The organism is Blautia faecicola (assembly GCF_004123145.1).
Lineage (GTDB): Bacteria > Bacillota > Clostridia > Lachnospirales > Lachnospiraceae > Oliverpabstia > Oliverpabstia faecicola.
Genome location: NZ_SDKC01000001.1, coordinates 2,699,279 through 2,718,466, shown reverse-complemented (window position 1 = coordinate 2,718,466; position 19,188 = coordinate 2,699,279). Strand labels below are relative to the sequence as shown.

22 protein-coding genes and 1 pseudogene are annotated in these 19,188 nt (G+C 46.3%); 21 read left to right on the top strand and 2 right to left on the bottom strand.

From position 1 onward, the window contains the following. Nucleotides 1-3 precede the first annotated feature (3 nt). The 12 genes from map (at nt 4) to ETP43_RS12155 (ending at nt 7,714) form a co-directional block, all read left to right on the top strand. Entirely contained in the window at nt 4-759 is a 756-nt protein-coding gene (map, locus tag ETP43_RS12210; RefSeq protein ID WP_022399979.1) for a type I methionyl aminopeptidase, read from the top strand. Nucleotides 760-769: 10 nt separating this feature from the next. Then, a complete protein-coding gene (locus tag ETP43_RS12205) occupies nt 770-1,036 on the top strand; it encodes a KOW domain-containing RNA-binding protein (protein WP_022399978.1) in 267 nt (88 codons plus the stop codon). Between the two features lie 16 nt (nt 1,037-1,052). Further along, entirely contained in the window at nt 1,053-1,271 is a 219-nt protein-coding gene (gene infA, locus ETP43_RS12200) for a translation initiation factor IF-1 (protein ID WP_106491835.1), read from the top strand. A 404-nt stretch (nt 1,272-1,675) separates the two neighbouring features. Further along, nucleotides 1,676-1,789, top strand: coding sequence for a 50S ribosomal protein L36 (rpmJ, locus tag ETP43_RS12195; RefSeq protein WP_003497809.1), 114 nt, complete (start codon nt 1,676-1,678; stop codon nt 1,787-1,789). Between the two features lie 347 nt (nt 1,790-2,136). After that, nucleotides 2,137-2,505 carry a 30S ribosomal protein S13 gene (gene rpsM, locus ETP43_RS12190; RefSeq protein ID WP_022399976.1) on the top strand — a complete coding sequence of 123 codons (369 nt, stop codon included), beginning with the start codon at nt 2,137-2,139 and terminating at the stop codon, nt 2,503-2,505. Between the two features lie 52 nt (nt 2,506-2,557). Then, a complete protein-coding gene (rpsK, locus tag ETP43_RS12185; protein ID WP_022172310.1) occupies nt 2,558-2,950 on the top strand; it encodes a 30S ribosomal protein S11 in 393 nt (130 codons plus the stop codon). 18 nt (nt 2,951-2,968) lie between these two features. After that, nucleotides 2,969-3,562: a 30S ribosomal protein S4 gene (gene rpsD / locus ETP43_RS12180; protein ID WP_022399975.1), complete on the top strand. Its 594-nt coding sequence runs from the start codon at nt 2,969-2,971 to the stop codon at nt 3,560-3,562. A gap of 89 nt (nt 3,563-3,651) precedes the next feature. Next, nucleotides 3,652-4,611, top strand: a complete 960-nt coding sequence (locus tag ETP43_RS12175; RefSeq protein WP_022172312.1) for a DNA-directed RNA polymerase subunit alpha — start codon at nt 3,652-3,654, stop codon at nt 4,609-4,611. A gap of 130 nt (nt 4,612-4,741) precedes the next feature. Then, on the top strand, nt 4,742-5,278 hold the full coding sequence (locus ETP43_RS12170) for a bL17 family ribosomal protein (protein WP_022172313.1): 537 nt from the start codon (nt 4,742-4,744) through the stop codon (nt 5,276-5,278). 206 nt (nt 5,279-5,484) lie between these two features. Further along, the gene (locus ETP43_RS12165) at nt 5,485-6,696 is read left to right on the top strand and encodes a glycoside hydrolase family 27 protein (protein WP_243114272.1); all 1,212 of its coding nucleotides are present in this window, start codon (nt 5,485-5,487) and stop codon (nt 6,694-6,696) included. A 22-nt stretch (nt 6,697-6,718) separates the two neighbouring features. After that, a complete protein-coding gene (locus ETP43_RS12160) occupies nt 6,719-6,922 on the top strand; it encodes a hypothetical protein (RefSeq protein ID WP_243114271.1) in 204 nt (67 codons plus the stop codon). Nucleotides 6,923-7,042: 120 nt separating this feature from the next. Further along, nucleotides 7,043-7,714 (top strand): Crp/Fnr family transcriptional regulator, encoded by a 672-nt coding sequence (locus ETP43_RS12155; protein WP_129258345.1) that lies wholly within the window; start codon nt 7,043-7,045, stop codon nt 7,712-7,714. An 86-nt stretch (nt 7,715-7,800) separates the two neighbouring features. Here the strand turns inward: ETP43_RS12155 and trxA are convergent, their stop codons facing one another. Next, nucleotides 7,801-8,112 carry a thioredoxin gene (gene trxA / locus ETP43_RS12150; RefSeq protein ID WP_129258343.1) on the bottom strand — a complete coding sequence of 104 codons (312 nt, stop codon included), beginning with the start codon at nt 8,110-8,112 and terminating at the stop codon, nt 7,801-7,803. Nucleotides 8,113-8,375: 263 nt separating this feature from the next. Here trxA and ETP43_RS12145 point away from each other — a divergent pair, with 263 nt between their 5' ends. Together ETP43_RS12145 and fba are read left to right on the top strand one after the other, a co-directional pair. Next, the gene (locus ETP43_RS12145; RefSeq protein WP_022399970.1) at nt 8,376-9,266 is read left to right on the top strand and encodes a diacylglycerol/lipid kinase family protein; all 891 of its coding nucleotides are present in this window, start codon (nt 8,376-8,378) and stop codon (nt 9,264-9,266) included. 63 nt (nt 9,267-9,329) lie between these two features. Continuing rightward, on the top strand, nt 9,330-10,193 hold the full coding sequence (gene fba, locus ETP43_RS12140; RefSeq protein ID WP_022399969.1) for a class II fructose-1,6-bisphosphate aldolase: 864 nt from the start codon (nt 9,330-9,332) through the stop codon (nt 10,191-10,193). A gap of 69 nt (nt 10,194-10,262) precedes the next feature. Here fba and ETP43_RS18550 read toward each other — a convergent pair. Continuing rightward, nucleotides 10,263-10,385 (bottom strand): annotated as a pseudogene (locus ETP43_RS18550) (DUF6783 domain-containing protein); the annotation flags it as partial. On the opposite strand from ETP43_RS18550, the gene ETP43_RS18545 reads away from it, so the two are divergent. From ETP43_RS18545 to ETP43_RS12110, 7 genes are all read left to right on the top strand, one after another. Further along, nucleotides 10,344-10,466: a DUF6783 domain-containing protein gene (locus tag ETP43_RS18545; protein ID WP_334295530.1), complete on the top strand. Its 123-nt coding sequence runs from the start codon at nt 10,344-10,346 to the stop codon at nt 10,464-10,466. The pseudogene ETP43_RS18550 and the gene ETP43_RS18545 overlap by 42 nt on opposite strands. Before the next feature lie 71 nt (nt 10,467-10,537). Further along, nucleotides 10,538-12,652: a glutamine synthetase III family protein gene (locus ETP43_RS12135; protein WP_129258341.1), complete on the top strand. Its 2,115-nt coding sequence runs from the start codon at nt 10,538-10,540 to the stop codon at nt 12,650-12,652. Between the two features lie 274 nt (nt 12,653-12,926). Beyond that, nucleotides 12,927-13,841, top strand: a complete 915-nt coding sequence (locus tag ETP43_RS12130; RefSeq protein WP_022399967.1) for an AAA family ATPase — start codon at nt 12,927-12,929, stop codon at nt 13,839-13,841. Further along, the gene (locus ETP43_RS12125) at nt 13,842-15,620 is read left to right on the top strand and encodes a cobaltochelatase CobT-related protein (RefSeq protein ID WP_129258339.1); all 1,779 of its coding nucleotides are present in this window, start codon (nt 13,842-13,844) and stop codon (nt 15,618-15,620) included. Between the two features lie 137 nt (nt 15,621-15,757). Then, nucleotides 15,758-17,701 carry an OPT family oligopeptide transporter gene (locus ETP43_RS12120; RefSeq protein WP_129258337.1) on the top strand — a complete coding sequence of 648 codons (1,944 nt, stop codon included), beginning with the start codon at nt 15,758-15,760 and terminating at the stop codon, nt 17,699-17,701. Continuing rightward, the gene (locus ETP43_RS12115; protein ID WP_129258335.1) at nt 17,701-18,039 is read left to right on the top strand and encodes a PqqD family protein; all 339 of its coding nucleotides are present in this window, start codon (nt 17,701-17,703) and stop codon (nt 18,037-18,039) included. The genes ETP43_RS12120 and ETP43_RS12115 overlap by 1 nt, the downstream gene beginning before the upstream one ends. 168 nt (nt 18,040-18,207) lie before the next feature. Further along, nucleotides 18,208-19,083 carry a YitT family protein gene (locus ETP43_RS12110; RefSeq protein ID WP_129258333.1) on the top strand — a complete coding sequence of 292 codons (876 nt, stop codon included), beginning with the start codon at nt 18,208-18,210 and terminating at the stop codon, nt 19,081-19,083. Nucleotides 19,084-19,188 lie beyond the last annotated feature (105 nt).

Genomic DNA, 19,188 nt, shown 5'->3' with positions numbered 1-19,188 from the left:
AACATGTCAGTATCAATAAAGACTGCCAGGGAAATTGAATTAATGAGGGAATCCTGCCATCTGCTGGAGAAAGTTCATGACGAACTTGCAAAAGCGATCAGACCGGGGATTTCAACCTGGGAAATCGATCATTTGGGTGAAGAAATGATCCGAAGCTTCGGATGCACCCCAAATTTCCTTCATTATAATGGATATCCTGCATCTATCTGTGTATCGGTAAATGATGAAGTTGTACATGGAATCCCGAGCAAGAAGAGAATTCTTCACGAAGGAGACATTGTCAGCCTGGATGCCGGACTCATCTACAAAGGTTATCATTCGGATGCTGCCCGTACTCATGCGGTAGGGGAGATCAGCCCGGAAGCTCAGAAACTGATTGATGTAACCCGTCAGAGTTTCTTTGAGGGAATTAAAATGGCAAAAGCAGGAAATCATCTGTATGATATTTCCGCTGCGATCGGCAATTATGCAGAGAGTTTTGGATACGGCGTAGTCAGAGATCTGGTTGGCCACGGAATCGGAACCAGCCTGCATGAAGATCCGCAGATCCCGAACTTTGCACAGAAACGGAGAGGAATCCGTCTGGTGCCGGGTATGACACTTGCTATTGAGCCTATGATCACCATGGGCAGACCGGAAGTTTGCTGGCTGGATGACGACTGGACGGTTGTGACAGAAGATGAATCACTGGCCGCTCACTATGAGAACACGATTCTCATCACTGAGGGCGAACCTGAAATCCTGACACTCACGAAATAGAGGTGCCTGGATGGAAGGATATGGTGTTGGCATGATGGCCAGATCCCTTGCCGGTCATGATAAGGGAAAGGTCTATATGATTCTGGATGTGAAAGAGCCTTTTGTATATCTGGTGGACGGAAAGCTCCGGACACTGGATCATCCGAAAAAGAAAAGGATCAAACATGTTCAGATTGATCGGCATATTCCGGAATGGATCGAAAACGTGATCCGGGAAGGAAGAGATCTTCAGGATTCGGATGTCATCCGTGGAAGAAGAGAATACGGCGAAAAGTAAAACAGGAGGGAAAGCAATGTCTAAGGCAGATGTTATTGAAGTAGAAGGCACTGTCCTTGAAAAATTGCCGAATGCAATGTTCAAGGTTGAGCTGGAAAATAAACATGTGGTATTGGCACATATCAGTGGTAAGCTGAGAATGAATTTTATTCGTATCTTACCGGGAGATAAGGTTACTATGGAACTTTCTCCGTATGATTTGTCTAAGGGTAGAATTATCTGGAGAGATAAATAAAGAATAGTTATCCCGAAGGGGACGCACCAGCCGGATACTTTCCTCCGTAAGCAACGTGGGCAGGGTAACTTTGAGCTAGCCACCAACTACGACTAAGACTCTCGCGAGAGCGCTCGAGCCTAAGTCTGCGTAGGTGTCGGATCTCAAAGCTTACCCTAGGCGCCCACAAAGTGTTGCTGACGGAGGAAAGTATCCGGCTGGTGCTGGTTTTGGGATAACGGGGAGAACGGCTGAAAAAGCAGAAAAAAATTGAAAAAATGGCTTGCTTTTTTGGAAAGAGAATGCTATACTGTAAAACGAACTTTTGTGAATGCGTTCTTTTTTTGTGCGCAAAAAACAGGGTTCTTCCACCATGAGCAGGCGCGGGAATGCGTCTTAGCTAAGAAGGAGAAAGGAGGATTCACATGAAAGTAAGATCATCTGTTAAACCGATCTGCGAAAAATGCAAGATCATCAAAAGAAAAGGTAGTATCAGAGTAATCTGCGAGAATCCAAAACACAAACAGAGACAGGGCTAATCCGTCAATTAGATCTGACTGTTTGGAAGCGAGAGCTTCAAAATTAAGTGCGGCTGCAGTAGGACACATCTGGATGTGTTGTACTGTTTAGATATTATAATGAGAGTGCTCCGGAGTGGTGTACCGGAGAGCCTCCGGCGGATGAACGCCGTAGAGAGCGTTGCATCCCTTATAATATTGCTTAATACCGGCTAAGCCGGAAAGGTCATGGAGACATGGCTGGATGCTTCACATACCGGCATCCCAATTAGGAAAATATTAATATGACCGGATGAGACACACATTTCAGACATATGGTGACATATGGGCTGTCTGGACTGGTCAAGTAGAAGATGGAGGAAAATTACATGGCACGTATTGCTGGTGTAGACTTACCAAGAGAAAAACGTATTGAAATCGGATTAACTTATATCTACGGAATCGGTAGAACAAGCGCTACCCGTATCCTGGAAGCAGCTAACGTAGATCCGAACACCCGTGTTAGAGATATCACGGACGAAGAAGTAAAAAGAATCAGTGCTGTAATCGATGAGACTCAGACTGTAGAAGGTGATCTGAGAAGAGAGATCGCTATGAACATCAAACGTCTGCAGGAGATCGGATGCTACAGAGGTATCCGTCATAGAAAGAGCCTGCCTGTTCGTGGTCAGAAAACAAAGACCAACGCAAGAACAAGAAAAGGTCCTAAGAGAACTGTAGCAAACAAGAAGAAATAATTCGTGGCAACCAGTAACATAGAATAGAAGAAAGTGTAGGTTAGTTTTTAAAATGGCTAAAGTGACAAAGAAAACGACAAAACGTCGTGTAAAGAAAAACGTTGAACGCGGACAGGCACACATCCAGTCATCTTTCAATAACACAATCGTTACTCTGACAGATGCTGAAGGAAATGCTTTATCATGGGCAAGTGCCGGTGGTCTGGGATTTAGAGGTTCAAGAAAATCTACTCCTTATGCAGCTCAGGTAGCAGCAGAAACAGCTACAAAAGCAGCGTTAATTCATGGTCTGAAAACTGTTGATGTATTCGTAAAAGGACCGGGATCAGGAAGAGAAGCAGCAATCCGTGCTCTTTCCGCATGCGGACTTGATGTAGTAAGTATCAAAGACGTAACTCCGGTACCACACAATGGTTGCCGTCCACCAAAACGTAGAAGAGTCTAATTAGGAGGTCAGTAGATTATGGCAGTAAATAGAGTACCAGTTCTGAAAAGATGTAGATCCCTGGGTCTGGATCCTATCTATTTAGGAATTGACAAAAAATCCACAAGACAGTTAAAAAGAGCAAACCGTAAAACATCTGAATATGGTCTGCAGCTGAGAGAAAAACAGAAAGCAAAATTCATCTATGGTGTTCTGGAAAAACCTTTCCGTAACTACTACAAGAAAGCTGACCAGATGCCTGGTATGACAGGTAGCAACCTGATGGCTATGCTGGAAATGAGACTGGACAACGTAATCTTCCGTCTGGGATTCGCAAGAACCAGAAGAGAAGCTCGTCAGATCGTTGACCACAAACATGTACTGGTAAACGGCAAACAGGTAAACATTCCGTCTTACCTGGTAAAAGCCGGAGATCAGATCGAAATCAAAGAAGCTAAAAAATCTTCTCAGAGATATAAAGACATTCTGGAAGTAACCGGCGGAAGACTGGTTCCGGAATGGCTGGATGTTGATCAGGAAGCATTAAAAGGAACTGTTAAAGAAGTTCCTGCAAGAGATGCAATTGACGTACCTGTAAACGAAATGCTTATCGTCGAGTTGTATTCTAAATAATTGTGAGTTATGGCTCACCGTTTACGCGTGGGCCATTTCCCATATGTTACCCTCAGTGAAAATCATTATCCCAATAAGGAGGGCCTGGTATGTTTGATTTTAACAAACCAAAAATTGAGATTACAGAAATTTCCGATGATAAAAAATATGGCCGCTTTGTAGTAGAACCGTTAGAGCGTGGCTATGGTATTACTCTGGGTAACTCCCTGAGAAGAATCATGCTGTCCTCTTTGCCGGGTGCTGCAGTCAGCCAGGTAAAAATCGAAGGCGTTCTGCACGAGTTCAGTTCCATCCCGGGTGTAAAAGAGGATGTAACCGAAATTATCATGAATCTGAAGAGTCTTGCGATCAAGAACACAAGCGAAAGCAATGATCCGAAGATCGCATACATCGAGTTCGAAGGCGAAGGCGTGGTAAGAGCATCTGATATCCAGGTTGACCAGGATATCGAGATCATGAATCCGAACCAGGTAATCGCTACCTTAAACGGTGGACCAGACAGCAAACTGTATATGGAACTGACCATTACAAAAGGTCGTGGTTACGTCAGTGCAGACAAAGGGAAAACAGATGATATGCCGATCGGCGTATTAGCTGTAGATGCAATCTATACACCGGTAGAGCGTGTAAACCTGACAGTTCAGAACACTCGTGTCGGTCAGATCACTGACTATGATAAACTGACTCTGGATGTTTATACAAAAGGAACTCTGGATCCGGATGAAGCAGTCAGCCTGGCTGCAAAAGTATTGAGCGAGCATCTGAAACTGTTCATCGACCTCTCTGAAAATGCTAAGACTGCAGAAGTCATGATTGAAAAAGAGGACAATGAAAAAGAGAAAGTTCTGGAAATGAACATCGACGAGCTGGAGCTGTCCGTTCGTTCCTACAACTGTCTGAAGAGAGCCGGTATCAATACCGTTGAAGAACTTTGCAACAGAACTTCTGAAGATATGATGAAAGTCCGTAACCTGGGACGGAAATCTCTGGAAGAAGTACTTGCAAAATTAAAGGAGCTGGGATTACAGTTAAATCCTGGTGAAGAATAAGAAGCAGCTCGTTTGCTGCAACTGCCGGTAACTGGCCGGTAGGGTAAAGGAATATTTGTAGAAGATCAAGCAGTCCGTCAGTAAGACCAAAGAAGCATGACCGGCTGTTCCACAAATGGAGGAAAATAAAATGGCAGGATATAGAAAACTGAGCAGAACATCTGCACAGAGAAAAGCGTTAATCAGAAACCAGGTAACAAATCTGTTATATCATGGTAAAATCGTTACTACAGAAGCAAAAGCAAAAGAAATCCGCAAAGTTGCTGAAGGGCTGATCGCTCTGGCTGTAAAAGAAAAAGACAACTTTGAAACAGTAACTGTTACAGCTAAAGTTGCTCGTAAAGATGCTGATGGCAAGAGAGTAAAAGAAGTTGTAGACGGAAAGAAAGTAACTGTTTACGATGAAGTACAGAAAGAGATCAAGAAAGACGCTCCTTCCAGACTGCATGCAAGACGTCAGATGATGAAAGTATTCTATCCGGTAAAAGCTGTTCCGACAGAAGCTGCTGGAAGAAAGAAAAACACAAAAGACGTTGACATGGCAGACAAAATGTTCAACGAAATCGCACCAAAATATGCTGACCGTAACGGTGGTTACACAAGAATCATCAAAATCGGACCGCGTAAAGGTGACGCAGCTATGGAAGTAGTTCTGGAGCTGGTATAATTTCAGAATTGTTCAAACGATAATATAAGACGCCGATCTGTGGAAACACAGGTCGGCGTTTTTGGCATCTTTTTACATAGAAAATGCAACAAATTACTATATAAAATTATCAGGATAACAGGTATGATAGAGATATCAAAGATTCTGAAAATGCATCCCAAACAGCTGAGATTTAGCAAAAATATATAATATCAGCGAAGGAATGGATGAATATCAGAAGAGATGTCGGAAAAGAAGAAAGGATGGATAACAAAATGAATAAACCAATCGCACTGACCCCTCCGATGGGCTGGAATTCCTGGAACACCTTTACCTGGGATATCAATGAAAAAATGATCTGTGAGATGGCAGACCGCATGGTAGAAGACGGATATCTGGAAGCCGGATACGAATATCTGGTCATTGATGACTGCTGGAGCCTGAAACAGCGTGATGCTGACGGCAATCTGGTTCCGGATCCGGAGAAATTCCCGCATGGAATGAAATGGGTCAGTGATTACGTACACGAAAAAGGACTCAAATTCGGTATGTATTCCTGTGCCGGAACCCATACCTGCGCCGGCTATCCGGGAAGCTTTGAACACGAATTCCAGGATGCGAAAAAGTTCGCAGAGTGGGGCGTGGATTATCTGAAATACGACTACTGCTTCAAACCGCGCCAGATTCCGGGTGAAATCCTGTACAAACGCATGAGCCTTGCCCTAAAGAACTGTGGTAGGGAGATCCTGTTTGCAGCATGTAACTGGGGAACCGACGGAGTCTATGACTGGATCCGTTCCTCCGGAGCGCATACCTACCGTTCTACCGGAGATATCCAGGATAACTGGGAATCCATCACAAACCTGGCAATCTCTCAGATGGGAAAAGAGCCGTATACCGGTAATTTCTGCCACAATGATATGGACATGCTTGTCGTAGGAATGCACGGCGCCAGCAATGACGGATTTATCGGAAGCAAGATCGGCGGCTGTACGGATCAGGAATACCTGACACATTTTGCACTGTGGGCAATTATGGGATCTCCGCTGATCATGGGCTGTGATCTGCGAAAAGCATCCGAGGAGACGAAGAAAACCCTGTTAAACAAAGATCTGATCGCCATCAATCAGGACTTGGAGTCACGCGGTGCGTATGTGATCAAACCACTTCCGGATGTCTATAACGAAAACGAGGCATTTACTCTGGTAAAACCGCTGGCAGATGGAGATCTTGCAATCGGTATCTTTAATTTCAGCGATACACAGAGAGAACTTTCTCTGGAATTCTGGGATATGGGTATCCCATATGCTGCCGGGGTATCCCTGGCTCTGCATGACTGCATCACAGGAGAAGAACTGGGCGAATTTACTGAACGATTTGCACCGGTTGTTCCATCCCATGGATGTGTGGTAGTGCGTGCGCATCTCGTAGAAAAATAAAAACAAAGATAAAAAGAAAGCTGTGGAAAAATCAATGGATTGCAGAAAATGCGGTGCACATCTGACTTCCGATGAGAAAGCCATCTACATGAAACTGGTGTCACGAACCGCTTCGAGTTTCCTGTGCATGGACTGTCTGGCGGAAGCGCTGCACTGTGAGCGAAAAGCGATTGAAGAACGTATCCGATATTATCGGGAATCCGGCAACTGCGTATTGTTCCGATAAACAGAACCCTTCTTTACCGGGAAAATATAATTCCGGTGAAGAGGGGTTTTTGTAGTCGTTGACAGCCATTCAACAGCTGTTTTATAATGCAGACAGAAAAGATCGAAAAGGAGACGGGGCATGGAACGGACGAAGATCGAGCAGTTATTTGGAAGTTATGCTTTCTGGGAGTATTTGTCAGAAGAAGAAAAGAAGATGCTTCAGGAGCAGATTCGATGGAGTACATACGGAGAAGGGCAGATGGTTACGGATACCGGAAGGGACTGTCTGGGTATTTTCCTGGTATGCAGCGGGATCCTGCGTGCAAATCTGGTTTCGGAAGACGGGAAGGAAGCTACCGTGTGCCGGATCCATCCGGGCGAACTCTGCGTGATCTCGGCATCCTGTCTGCTTCCGGCACTGCCGTTTGATATTCAGATCGACGCGGAGGCGGACAGTGAAGTCTACCTGCTTCCCACCGGTGTGCTCCGGCAGATCATGGAAAAGAATCTGTATCTGGAAAACTTTATCTATAAAAAGATCAACGAGAGTTTTTCCGATATTATCGCCGCGATCCAGAAAATCCTGTTTGCCAGCCTGGAACAGCGTCTGGCAGGATTTTTATTGGATGAGTCAGGAGGAAGCGAAGACGGAAAAATCTACATGACGCAGGAGCAGATCGCAAAAGCCATCGGAAGTGCCAGAGAAGCGGTCAGCAGAACACTGAAAGTGCTGGTAAAAGAAGGATGCGTGGAACTGTTCCGGGGCGGCGTAGCAGTCCTCGATCGGAAGCAGTTATACAGGAAGTTGTAGCATGATTCATAAAAAGAAAAAGGGATAGCAATGGAAATACGAAAAACGCTTCATTGCTATCCTTTTTGGATTATTAAGAGAAGAAATTATTTCTCCAGCAGTTTCAGAATATTTTCTTTGCTGTCCACGCCGACGCTGGTAGCTGTCAGTTCGCCGTTTTTAAATACCAGAACGGTAGGAATGCTCATCACGCGGTATTTTCTTGCCAGATCCGGGTTTTCGTCGACGTTGACTTTGCCGACTTTGATCTTTCCCTCATTTTCCGAAGCAATCTCTTCGATCACCGGGGCAAGCATACGGCACGGCATGCACCAGGTAGCCCAGAAATCAACCAGCACCGGCACATCGGAGCCGAGCACTTCTGTTTCAAAATTTTCTGTTGTAAATGTATATTCCATAGTATGACCTCCTGTATTTTTATGATGATAGGATACCACATCTGCCCGGAAAGATTCCGTGATTAAGTCACAGAAAATAAAAAAGAGAAAATATGACGGTATTTTCGTAAATTTTCTGTAAAATTTTAGGAATCAAACTGATTACAAAAGACAAAAGGCGTGGTATAATGAGCCCAAACGGGCAGATAGGGAAATATCTGTGAGAGAAGAGACAGGTTTATCGTGGGGAAACTGTAAGAAAGAATGAAGAGATGAGGTGTACTATGAAAGGAAGAATGCTGTTTATCTTCAATCCGAGATCAGGAAAAGGGCAGATTCGCAATAAACTGATGGATATCATCGACGTCTTTGTCAAGGGCGGCTATGAAGTAGTGGTTCATCCGACCCAGGGAGCGAAGGATGCGGAAAAGATGGCAAAGATCATGGCAGAAGAGGTTGATCTGATCGTGTGCAGCGGTGGAGACGGAACGCTGGACGAAGTGGTAACCGGTCTGATGGAAATCGGTGCGTCGGTACCGCTTGGGTATATCCCGGCGGGAAGTACGAATGACTTTGCAAACAGTCTGGAGATTTCCCGGGATATGGTGAAAGCAGCGCAGGACATCGTTGACGGTCATCTGTTTTCCGTGGATGTCGGAAGTTTCAATGAAGATAATTTTATCTATGTGGCAGCATTCGGTATGTTTACCGATGTCTCCTATGAGACCAGCCAGGATCTGAAAAATATTCTGGGACATCTTGCTTATGTGATGGAAGGGGCAAAGAGAATCTTCGATGTCAAGACCTACCATCTGTGTGTGGAAGCCAACGGGGAAGTACACGAAGGCGATTATATCTATGGAATGATCACAAATTCCCATTCCGTAGGCGGTTTCCGCAATCTGGTTGGAAACGATGTCGAGATGGATGACGGACTTTTCGAGGTCACCCTGATCAAAAAACCGAAGAATCCTCTGGAATTAAATGAGATCATCGCCGCGCTGATCAATGCGTACGATGACACCGATATGATCGATGCATTCAAAGCGGACAGCCTGTATATCCACGGAGATGAAGCGATTTCCTGGACGCTGGACGGTGAATTTGGCGGTGAGCATAAAGAGGTAAACATAAAAAACAGAAAGCAGGCGCTTGATATTTTCATCAACTCTTGAATTTCAGAAGTTGATGGGTTATAATATACAAGAAATAAAAACGTGAACGTAGGAGGTTTGATTATGTTAGTATCAGCTACAGAAATGTTAAAAAAAGCAAAAGCAGGTCACTATGCAGTAGGACAGTTCAACATCAACAACCTTGAGTGGACAAAAGCTATTCTGCAGACTGCACAGGAATGCAACTCCCCGGTAATCCTTGGTGTATCCGAAGGTGCTGGAAAATATATGACAGGTTACAAAACTGTTGTAGGAATGGTTAACGGAATGCTGGAAGAGCTGAACATCACTGTTCCGGTTGCTCTGCATCTGGATCACGGCAGCTATGAAGGATGCCTGAAATGCGTAGAAGCAGGATTCTCTTCTATCATGTTCGATGGTTCTCATTACCCAATCGAAGAGAACGTTGCAAAAACAACTGAACTGGTTAAAATCGTAAAAGAACACGGAATGTCTCTGGAAGCAGAAGTTGGTTCCATCGGTGGTGAAGAAGACGGCGTTATCGGCGCTGGCGAGTGTGCAGATCCGAAGGAATGCAAAATGATCGCAGATCTGGGTGTTGATTTCCTGGCAGCAGGTATCGGTAACATCCACGGAAAATATCCGGCAAACTGGAAAGGTCTGAGCTTCGAAACTCTGGCAGCTGTTCAGGAACTGACAGGAGAACTGCCTCTGGTACTGCACGGTGGTACAGGTATCCCGGCTGATCAGATCAAAAAAGCAATCGATCTGGGCGTATCCAAAATCAATGTAAATACAGAGTGCCAGCTGGCATTTGCAGATGCTACACGTAAATACATCGAAGCTGGAAAAGACCTGGAAGGTAAAGGCTTTGACCCAAGAAAACTTCTGGCTCCGGGAGCAGAAGCAATCAAAGCTACTGTAAAAGAAAAAATGGAACTGTTCGGTTCTGTAAACAAAGCTTGAGAAATCTAATCAAAACTGGTCGGTCAGACCAACTTTGATATACATGGTAACAAGTAGGCAGTCTGCTTATCAAAAAAGTGGACTGCCTTTTTTGAAGCTAGAGCGAGTCTGAAAAATCATTTCCACAATCTGCAAGCCCCACTTTGCGGTATATTTTACCCTCATTCGGTTGCCGTAGCCCGCTACGCCGCCCTCATTCGGATAAAATCTCCCACAAACTGGGACTCGCAGCTCACGAAAAGCCTTTTTCAGACACGCTCTAGCAGTCGATAGGCCATGGCGGAGAACATGGCAGCGGAAAACATGGAGATGGAAATCGGGGTAAGACGGAAAGGATAGGAAAAATGAGTGAGTATGTAAACGTGGTTGAGATTTTCGGAGAAAATGTATTTAACGATGCGGTCATGCAGGCCCGCCTGCCTAAAAAAGTATACAAAGAACTGAAACAGACGATGGAAGAGGGAAAAGAACTGACGCTGGAGATCGCTGATGTGGTTGCTCATGAGATGAAAGAATGGGCGATTGAAAAAGGCGCTACCCATTACAGTCACTGGTTCCAGCCTCTGACGGGTGTAACCGCAGAAAAGCACGATGCATTTATCACAGCACCGAAACCGGATGGAAAGGTACTGATGAGCTTTTCCGGAAAAGAACTGATCAAGGGTGAACCGGATGCGTCTTCTTTCCCGTCCGGCGGTCTGCGTGCGACCTTTGAGGCGAGAGGATATACAGCGTGGGATTGTACTTCCCCGGCGTTCGTGCGTCAGGATGCAGCAGGTGCAACACTCTGTATCCCAACGGCATTCTGCTCCTATACAGGAGAAGCACTGGATCAGAAGACTCCGCTGCTTCGCTCCATGGAAGCCATCAACAAAGAAGCCCTGCGTCTGATCCGATTGTTTGGCAATACCACTTCCAAAAAAGTGACCCCATCTGTTGGTGCGGAACAGGAGTATTTCCTGGTGGATGCGGCAAAATTTATGAAGAGAAAAGACCTGATTTATACCGGAAGGACCCTGTTCGGCGCGATGCCTCCAAAAGGTCAGGAGCTGGACGATCATTACTTCGGAACCATCCGTCAGAAGATTGCCGGCTACATGAAAGATGTCAACGAAGAGTTGTGGAAACTGGGTGTATCCTCAAAGACCCAGCACAATGAAGTTGCACCGGCACAGCACGAACTTGCTCCAATCTACGCACCGGCAAACATTGCCGTAGACCACAACCAGATCATCATGCAGACTCTGAAGCGTGTGGCAAGAAAACATGGTCTCAAATGTATCCTGCATGAAAAACCATTTGCAGGTGTCAACGGTTCCGGAAAACATGACAACTGGTCCCTGGTTACCGATGATGGTATCAATCTGTTAGAGCCGGGAAAAACACCGCATGAGAACGTACAGTTCCTTCTGGTACTGAGCTGTATCCTGAAAGCCGTAGACCGTCATGCAGATCTGCTTCGTGAATCCGCATCCGATGTCGGTAACGATCACCGTCTGGGCGCAAACGAGGCACCGCCGGCCATCATCTCCATCTATCTGGGCGAACAGCTCGAAGATGTGGTAGAACAGCTGGTAAGCACCGGTACTGCAGATCACAGCTTAAAAGGCGGCCGTCTGATGACCGGTGTGCGTACCCTGCCGGATCTGGCAAAAGATGCTACCGACAGAAATCGCACCTCACCATTTGCTTTCACCGGAAACAAATTTGAGTTCCGTATGGTAGGTTCCCAGGATTCTGTGGCAGCACCGAATATCGTTTTGAATACCATCGTGGCAGAAGCTTTTCAGGAAGCCTGCAAGATTCTGGAAAATGCGGAAGATTTCGATGTGGCAGTTCATGATCTGATCAAGACAAACTGCGCAGAACATCAGAGAATCATCTTCAACGGAAACGGATACTCCGATGCATGGGTAGAAGAAGCAAAACGCCGTGGTCTGCCAAACATCCGCTCCATGGTAGATGCCATCCCGGCACTGACTACAGAGAAATCCATCGCTATGTTCGAGCACTTCCATGTATTTACAAAGACAGAACTGGAGTCCCGTACCGAAGTCAAATACGAGACTTACGCGAAAGAAATCAACGTGGAAGCAAGAGCGATGATCGATATCGCAGCAAAACAGATCATCCCGGCAGTGATCAAATATGCGAAACACCTGGCTGACGCCATCATCTCCATCCAGACCATCCCGGGTATGGACGTGAGCGTGGAGACCGAACTTCTGAAAGAAACCACAAAACTTCTGAGAGAAAGCCAGACAGCTCTCAAGACCCTCCAGGAAAAAACAGAAGCCGCATCCCTGATCGAAAACAACGAGCGCCAGGCCAGATACTACCACGACGAAGTAAACGCCGCCATGGAAGCCCTGCGCAAACCAATCGACCAGCTGGAAATGATCGTAGACAAAGAAATGTGGCCAATGCCATCCTACGGCGACCTGATGTTCGAAGTCTAAACACAAAATCAAACCAATCACATAAAAACAGGCGGATGATCTGTCAACAGATCATCCGCCTGTTTTGGGGTAAAAAAGGAGGGTGCCAGCTACCTCCTTCCAAAGGTACCTGGCACAATTATGAAAAAGTGTTATCAAAAGTAATTCGCTTGTATCTTGCTTTTGATTTGATATAATACATTATATGCACCAGAAATGAAAAAATCATGATGCAAAAGTGAATGTATTTTAAAAGAAAAATGAACAAATTGTGAATAAAGGAGAAACAACAACGATGGATGTAAGAACATATCTGGAACAGCAGCAAATTCATCCGCAACTGATCCACGCCGTAGAAGAATTCAGAAATCAGTACCCGGTGGAAGAGAAAGTAAAATACCGGGTGACAGAACCCATGATGCCATTTTACGGAACCGAGATTCTGGAGATGGGAATCGCTGCCCTGTTGCAGAAAGAAAACCTCCTGCTCTCCGGTTCCAAGGCGACAGGAAAAAACATCCTGGCAGAGAACCTTGCCTGGATCTTCGGAAGACCTTCCTATAATATTTCTTTCCATGTCAATACCGGAAGCGGCGATCTGATCGGAACCGATACCTTTGAAGACAATCAGGTGAAACTGCGAAAAGGAAGCATCTACCAGTGCGCGGAGTACGGTGGATTTGGTATACTGGATGAGATTAATATGGCAAAGAACGATGCAGTCTCAGTGCTGCATGCGACACTGGACTATCGAAGAAGTATCGATGTGCCGGGATATGACAAGATTGATCTGCATCCTGCTACACGTTTTATCGGAACGATGAACTACGGCTATGCAGGAACCAAGGAACTGAACGAGGCGCTGGTATCCCGATTCCTGGTGATCCAGATGCCGGATCAGAACGAGGAAACGCTGGAAAAAATATTTACTACTTCTTTCCCGGATGGAAAACCGGAAGCTATCGAACAGTTTATCGGACTCTTCCTGGATCTGCAAAAGAAGGCGGAGAACGGAGAAATCTCCACAAAAGCCCTGGATCTTCGCGGCATCCTTGCTTCCCTGCGAGCCATAAAACAGGGGCTGCATCCGTCCCTCGCTGTGCGGATGGGCGTGATCAACAAGTGTTTTGACGGATTTGAAAAAGAGATTGTAGAAGATGTGGTCATGACGAGAATCCCGGAAGAGTGGACCGCAGCGCAGGTGTTTTAGATGAACAGAGAAGAACTCGAAGAGAGACAGTTAGAGATCGCAAACCGGATGAAAAACATCATCTGGACCGTCTGCGGGGATTATACGCTGGAGGCGAAGCCGGATGTGGATGGCTTTTTGAAATCAAAATATATCGCACTGTACGATGGGATCAAACAGGGAGCCTTTGCAAAATATTTTGAGAAAGAAATTCTCAGCATGTATCTGGTAAAAAAAGTCTATCTGGGTGCGCGTGAGGATGCGCTGGTGGCGATCGCACAGCTGTGTATCGAAAAAGCAGTGGGAAACCGGATCGCCCGGGAGCGGAAAGGCGTGGCATCGATCCAGAAAAAGGCGTATGCATACGTGCTGGATCATGAGATGGATACGCTGGTAAGATCGGAGTTCGGACGGCTGCAACTGGCGATGATGCGGCAGGTACTGACCGGGGACAGGCGGTGTGAGGAAAAGATCCGAAAACAGCTGGATCGGATCGAACCGCTGGAGGAAGCTGTGGATACGATGGAAGTCATCCGCACGATCGATGCCTGTTATAACGCCTGGGTGGATCCAGGATTTGAACAGATGCACGGGAATCTGGAACAGGTGCTTGCAGTGACGGTGGAAGAACTGATGGAGTACAACTGGCGGGATTTTCTTACGGAAGAGATGTATGAAGAAAATTTTGAAGCCTATCTGGAACAGATGAGCAAGCAGATGACGGCAACCGGGCAGAATCACGCAGAAGAGAAAGAAGAAAAGGAAGACAGTTCGAAAAAAAGAAAGATCGTCCGGGTATCCGAGGAAGATCTGAAAAAGGTATACACGTATATTGAACTGAATTTCGGGAAAACCTATCTGTCACCACTGGAAGAAAAAAAGATCAATTTTCAGCTGTGCCGCGGAATCCATGCCGACTGTGGACTGTATTTTACGGATGGAATCCTGGCAAATCCGGTAAAGCGGAATTATCAGCTGGAATACGCGAAAAAGCAGCAGGGAAAAAACAAATACGCCTATTATGACAATCACCGCGCCGTCAAACAGAACATCGCGATCCTCTCCGGGATCCTGAAAAAAGCGATGGCGATGCGGCAGGAAGAGACGACGATTCTTTCCGACCGGGGACGGATCTGTCCGGAAAGACTCTGGAAGATCGGCAGAAGCCGGGATGCGAAACTGTTTTCCCAGATCTGTCCGGCAGACGGAAGCACCTTTGTGGTGGATGTTTTGATCGATGCCAGCGGTTCCCAGAGGGTGCGGCAGGAACAGGTGGCACTGCAGGCATATATCATCATGCAGGCTTTGAGCAGCGTGCATATCCCACACCGTGTGATGAGCTTTTGTACCTTCTGGGATCATACGATCCTGCAGCGCTACCGGGAGTACGATGAAGATGCTTCGGCAAATGAAAAGATATTCAACTTTACGACTTCCTCAAATAACCGGGACGGACTGGCGATCCGGGCGGCTTCCCTTGGGCTTCTCGAACGGGAAGAGGAGCGGAAAATTATGATCATCCTGAGTGACGGACGCCCCTATGATGTGATCCTGAACCGTCCGAACGCGAGAAATCCGCAGCCCTACCACGGAGATTATGCGGTGCGCGATACCGGAACGGAAGTACGGCGTCTCAGAAACCTCGGGGTGTCGGTTCTCGGGGTATTTGCAGGGGAGGAGAAGGATCTGGAAGCGGAGAAAAAGATCTTCGGAAGAGATTTTGCCTATATTCGTGATATTTCCCGATTTTCCCGCATCGTAGGTAGCTATTTGAACAAACAATTAGAAGAAAATTGTTAATATTTCTCATTGAATCCGACAGGGGATTTTGTTATAGTAAAATAGTATGACTCTAAGCTGTTAGAGTTTTAGTAGCAGTTTGGAGACTGAATATGAATCCTCTTCGTTCGGAGGATGAGACAAGGGAGAAAAGAAAAATGGATAAGAAGAACGAAAGCTTTAAGCCTTATATCAGTGCGGACAAAGTTCTTCCGGAATTTACCGTGACATCGATTCTGATGGGTATTATTCTGGCAGTGGTATTCGGCGCAGCAAACGCATACCTGGGATTAAAAGTCGGTATGACTGTATCTGCTTCCATTCCGGCAGCAGTTATTTCTCTGGGTGTGATTCGTGTGATCATGAAAAAGAACTCTATTCTGGAGAGCAACATGGTCCAGACCATCGGTTCCGCCGGTGAGTCATTAGCGGCAGGTGCAATCTTCACCATGCCGGCTTTATTCCTGTGGGCAGAGGAAGGAAAAATTGATATGCCCGGTTACCTGGAGATTACCCTGATCGCCCTGTTTGGTGGTATCCTGGGTGTTCTGTTTATGATCCCGCTGAGAAAAGCACTGATCGTAGAAGAACATGGTACCCTGCCGTATCCGGAAGGTATGGCATGTGCAGAGGTTCTGCTGGCAGGTGAAGAGGGCGGTTCTAACGCTTCTACTGTATTTGCAGGTATGGGACTTGGTGCTGCATTTAAATTTATCGTAGACGGACTGAAAATTGTTCCGTCCGATATTGCAACTCCGAATATCAAAGGATATGCAGGCCAGATCGGTGTGGAGATCTATCCGGCACTGATCGGTGTTGGTTACATCTGTGGACCATCCATTTCCTCCTATATGTTTGCCGGCGGTATCATTGCATGGTTGGTTCTGATCCCGGCAGTTGTCTTCTTCGGCGGAAGTATCGATTTTGCCACACTGGGTAACACCGGTCTGGCAGGTCAGACCATCGCAGAAGTTTATGCAGCAAACGGAGCAAGTGCTATCTGGTCTAACGTTATCAAATACGTGGGTGCCGGCGCGATCGCTACCGGTGGTGTGATCAGCCTTCTGAAATCTCTGCCGCTGATCATAAAAACATTTGCCGGAGCAATGAAGAGTCTGAAAAATACATCCGGCGGAACGAATGTCCGTACTGACCGTGACCTGAAGATGCCGGTTGTTCTCGGAATCATTCTGATCGTGATCATCCTGATCTGGCTGGTACCGTCTGTACCGGTAAGCCTTCTGGGTGCATTCCTGATCGCAATCTTCGGTTTCTTCTTCGCAACCGTATCTTCCAGAATGGTTGGTCTGATCGGAAGTTCCAACAACCCGGTTTCCGGTATGGCGATCGCTACTCTGCTGATCTCCACTTTCGTACTGAAAGCTACCGGTAACACCGGTATGGCAGGTATGACCGGTGCTATCGCAATCGGTTCTATCATCTGTGTCATCGCAGCGATCGCAGGTGATACTTCTCAGGACTTAAAGACCGGATTTATCGTAGGTGCGACTCCTGCAAAACAGCAGGTAGGTGAGCTGATCGGTGTTGTTGCTTCCGGTTTTGCAATTGCAGGCGTTATGTCTCTGTTAAACAAAGCATGGGGCTTTGGTTCCGCAGAGATCCCTGCACCACAGGCTACTCTGATGAAAATGATCGTGGAAGGTATCATGGATGCAAAACTTCCGTGGGTACTGGTATTCATGGGTGTATTCCTGGCTCTGGCTCTGGAAGTACTTCGTGTACCGGTTATGCCGTTTGCTATCGGTCTGTATCTGCCGATCTACCTGTCCTGCGGTATTATGGTAGGTGGTGTGGTTCGTCTGTTCCTGGATAAGAAGAAAGAAGCAGAAGCAAAGAAGAAAGAAATGATCAGCAACGGTACGCTGTACTGTGCCGGTATGATCGCCGGCGAAGGTCTGGTTGGTATCCTGATGGCAGTTCTTGCTATCATTAAAGTGGGTGACAACAGTATCGCTGCTATTATCGGTGGTCTGTTTAATCTGTCCGGTGCTGCAGGAAACATCGTCGGACTGATCGTGCTGGCTCTGATGATCCTGAGTCTGCTGAAATTCTCTGTATGGAGTAAGACAAAAAGTAAATAATGAGAGATAAAAGAAATTATCTGGATTTTGTTCCTGTAAAGAATCCGGAGCTTCCCTGGCAGGCGGATGAGGAAGGCATCGTCACGGTGGACGTTACCCACCGCGGCATCGCCGCAAAAGTGGCGCAGGTTGCTTTCAACCGCCCGAAGGTAAGTCATATTCACATGGATGTATTCGGAAGTTTTATCTGGAAAGAAATTGACGGAGAGCAGAACATCTATGAGATCGGACAGAAGGTGAAAGAATATTTCGGCAAAGAGGCAGAACCTCTTTATGAACGGCTGACAACGTTCTTCCGCATTCTGGCAGAGAACAAATATATCACTTATAAAAAATAACTGAAATTGGTTCACTGAATCCTTACTATGCAAAATAATGAAAATCTGTATTTCGGGCAGAATAACCGGGAGGACAGAGTTTTCAGACAGCGGGCATAGTGTGGTTCAATGGACCAATTTTGGTTTTCAGGATACTTTTTTGAGGTAAAGAAAAGGCGTGGTGAAGAAATGAAGAGTATGATCAAACAAAAACCATGGATCAGAGATTATCTTCTGATTTTTATCGGTACGGCACTGATGTCGATCGCACTGAAGTCCGCATTTGATACGAATGGGATCGTAGACGGTGGTTTCAGCGGCATCGCAATTATTGTAAAATCGGTGACGGAACCGCTGATTCCGGGTGGTATTCCGCTGGGAGTGACCAACCTGTTGCTGAATATCCCCATATTTTTCCTTGGTATCAAAATTATGGGCTTTGGCTTTATGGCAAAAACCATCTGGGGAACTGTCAGTCTGTCCTTCTGGCTGACCGTGATCCCGGTGATCCCGCTGGTGGAAGGCGATATGGTGCTGGCAGTGCTGATCGGTGGTGTGATCCAGGGAACCGGCATCGGTCTGGTCTTTTTAGGACGCGGAACCACCGGTGGAACCGACCTGGTGGCATCGCTGATCCAGCGGTATGTAAAACATATTTCCATTGCGCGGATCATGCAGGTGATCGACGGAATGATCGTGGTGATCGGAGCCTTTGTCTTCGGACCGACCAAAGCGATGTATGCCATTGTGGCGATCTATATCGTGGGAAAAGTAACGGACGGTCTGCAGGAAGGTCTGAATTATGCAAAAGCAGTCTATATTATCACGGATCATCAGGAAGAAGTATCGCGAAGGATCCTTGAGGATCTGGACCGCGGAGTGACCGGTGTGCATGCACAGGGGATGTATGCAGGGACAGAACGTCTGATGCTCTTTTCCGTCGTTGGAAAGAAACAGATCGTACAGCTGAAAGAGGCAGTTGCAGAGGTAGACCCGAGAGCATTCATGATCGTTACGGATGCGAGAGAGGTTCTTGGAGAGGGATTTCAGGAATATAAAGTGTGAACAAAATGTGAAAATCTGCTCTGATTGTTACTTTTTCATGTTTTTCTCTTTATTTTTTGTGCATTTTATATTAGAATATGATTTAAGAGACTTTGCTTATCAGGG

Excerpts from the sequence above, each read along its gene's own strand:
- rpmJ (WP_003497809.1), top strand. The coding sequence starts at position 1,676 with ATGAAAGTAAGATCATCTGTTAAACCGATCTGCGAAAAATGCAAGATC.
- ETP43_RS12205 (WP_022399978.1), top strand. The coding sequence starts at position 770 with ATGGAAGGATATGGTGTTGGCATGATGGCCAGATCCCTTGCCGGTCAT.
- ETP43_RS12120 (WP_129258337.1), top strand. The coding sequence starts at position 15,758 with ATGGATAAGAAGAACGAAAGCTTTAAGCCTTATATCAGTGCGGACAAA.
- rpsK (WP_022172310.1), top strand. The coding sequence starts at position 2,558 with ATGGCTAAAGTGACAAAGAAAACGACAAAACGTCGTGTAAAGAAAAAC.
- ETP43_RS12175 (WP_022172312.1), top strand. The coding sequence starts at position 3,652 with ATGTTTGATTTTAACAAACCAAAAATTGAGATTACAGAAATTTCCGAT.
- ETP43_RS12130 (WP_022399967.1), top strand. The coding sequence starts at position 12,927 with ATGGATGTAAGAACATATCTGGAACAGCAGCAAATTCATCCGCAACTG.
- rpsD (WP_022399975.1), top strand. The coding sequence starts at position 2,969 with ATGGCAGTAAATAGAGTACCAGTTCTGAAAAGATGTAGATCCCTGGGT.
- ETP43_RS12115 (WP_129258335.1), top strand. The coding sequence starts at position 17,701 with ATGAGAGATAAAAGAAATTATCTGGATTTTGTTCCTGTAAAGAATCCG.
- ETP43_RS12145 (WP_022399970.1), top strand. The coding sequence starts at position 8,376 with ATGAAAGGAAGAATGCTGTTTATCTTCAATCCGAGATCAGGAAAAGGG.
- ETP43_RS12125 (WP_129258339.1), top strand. The coding sequence starts at position 13,842 with ATGAACAGAGAAGAACTCGAAGAGAGACAGTTAGAGATCGCAAACCGG.
- rpsM (WP_022399976.1), top strand. The coding sequence starts at position 2,137 with ATGGCACGTATTGCTGGTGTAGACTTACCAAGAGAAAAACGTATTGAA.
- ETP43_RS12135 (WP_129258341.1), top strand. The coding sequence starts at position 10,538 with ATGAGTGAGTATGTAAACGTGGTTGAGATTTTCGGAGAAAATGTATTT.
- fba (WP_022399969.1), top strand. The coding sequence starts at position 9,330 with ATGTTAGTATCAGCTACAGAAATGTTAAAAAAAGCAAAAGCAGGTCAC.
- infA (WP_106491835.1), top strand. The coding sequence starts at position 1,053 with ATGTCTAAGGCAGATGTTATTGAAGTAGAAGGCACTGTCCTTGAAAAA.
- ETP43_RS12170 (WP_022172313.1), top strand. The coding sequence starts at position 4,742 with ATGGCAGGATATAGAAAACTGAGCAGAACATCTGCACAGAGAAAAGCG.
- ETP43_RS12110 (WP_129258333.1), top strand. The coding sequence starts at position 18,208 with ATGAAGAGTATGATCAAACAAAAACCATGGATCAGAGATTATCTTCTG.
- trxA (WP_129258343.1), bottom strand. The coding sequence starts at position 8,112 with ATGGAATATACATTTACAACAGAAAATTTTGAAACAGAAGTGCTCGGC.
- ETP43_RS12165 (WP_243114272.1), top strand. The coding sequence starts at position 5,485 with ATGAATATCAGAAGAGATGTCGGAAAAGAAGAAAGGATGGATAACAAA.
- ETP43_RS12155 (WP_129258345.1), top strand. The coding sequence starts at position 7,043 with ATGGAACGGACGAAGATCGAGCAGTTATTTGGAAGTTATGCTTTCTGG.
- map (WP_022399979.1), top strand. The coding sequence starts at position 4 with ATGTCAGTATCAATAAAGACTGCCAGGGAAATTGAATTAATGAGGGAA.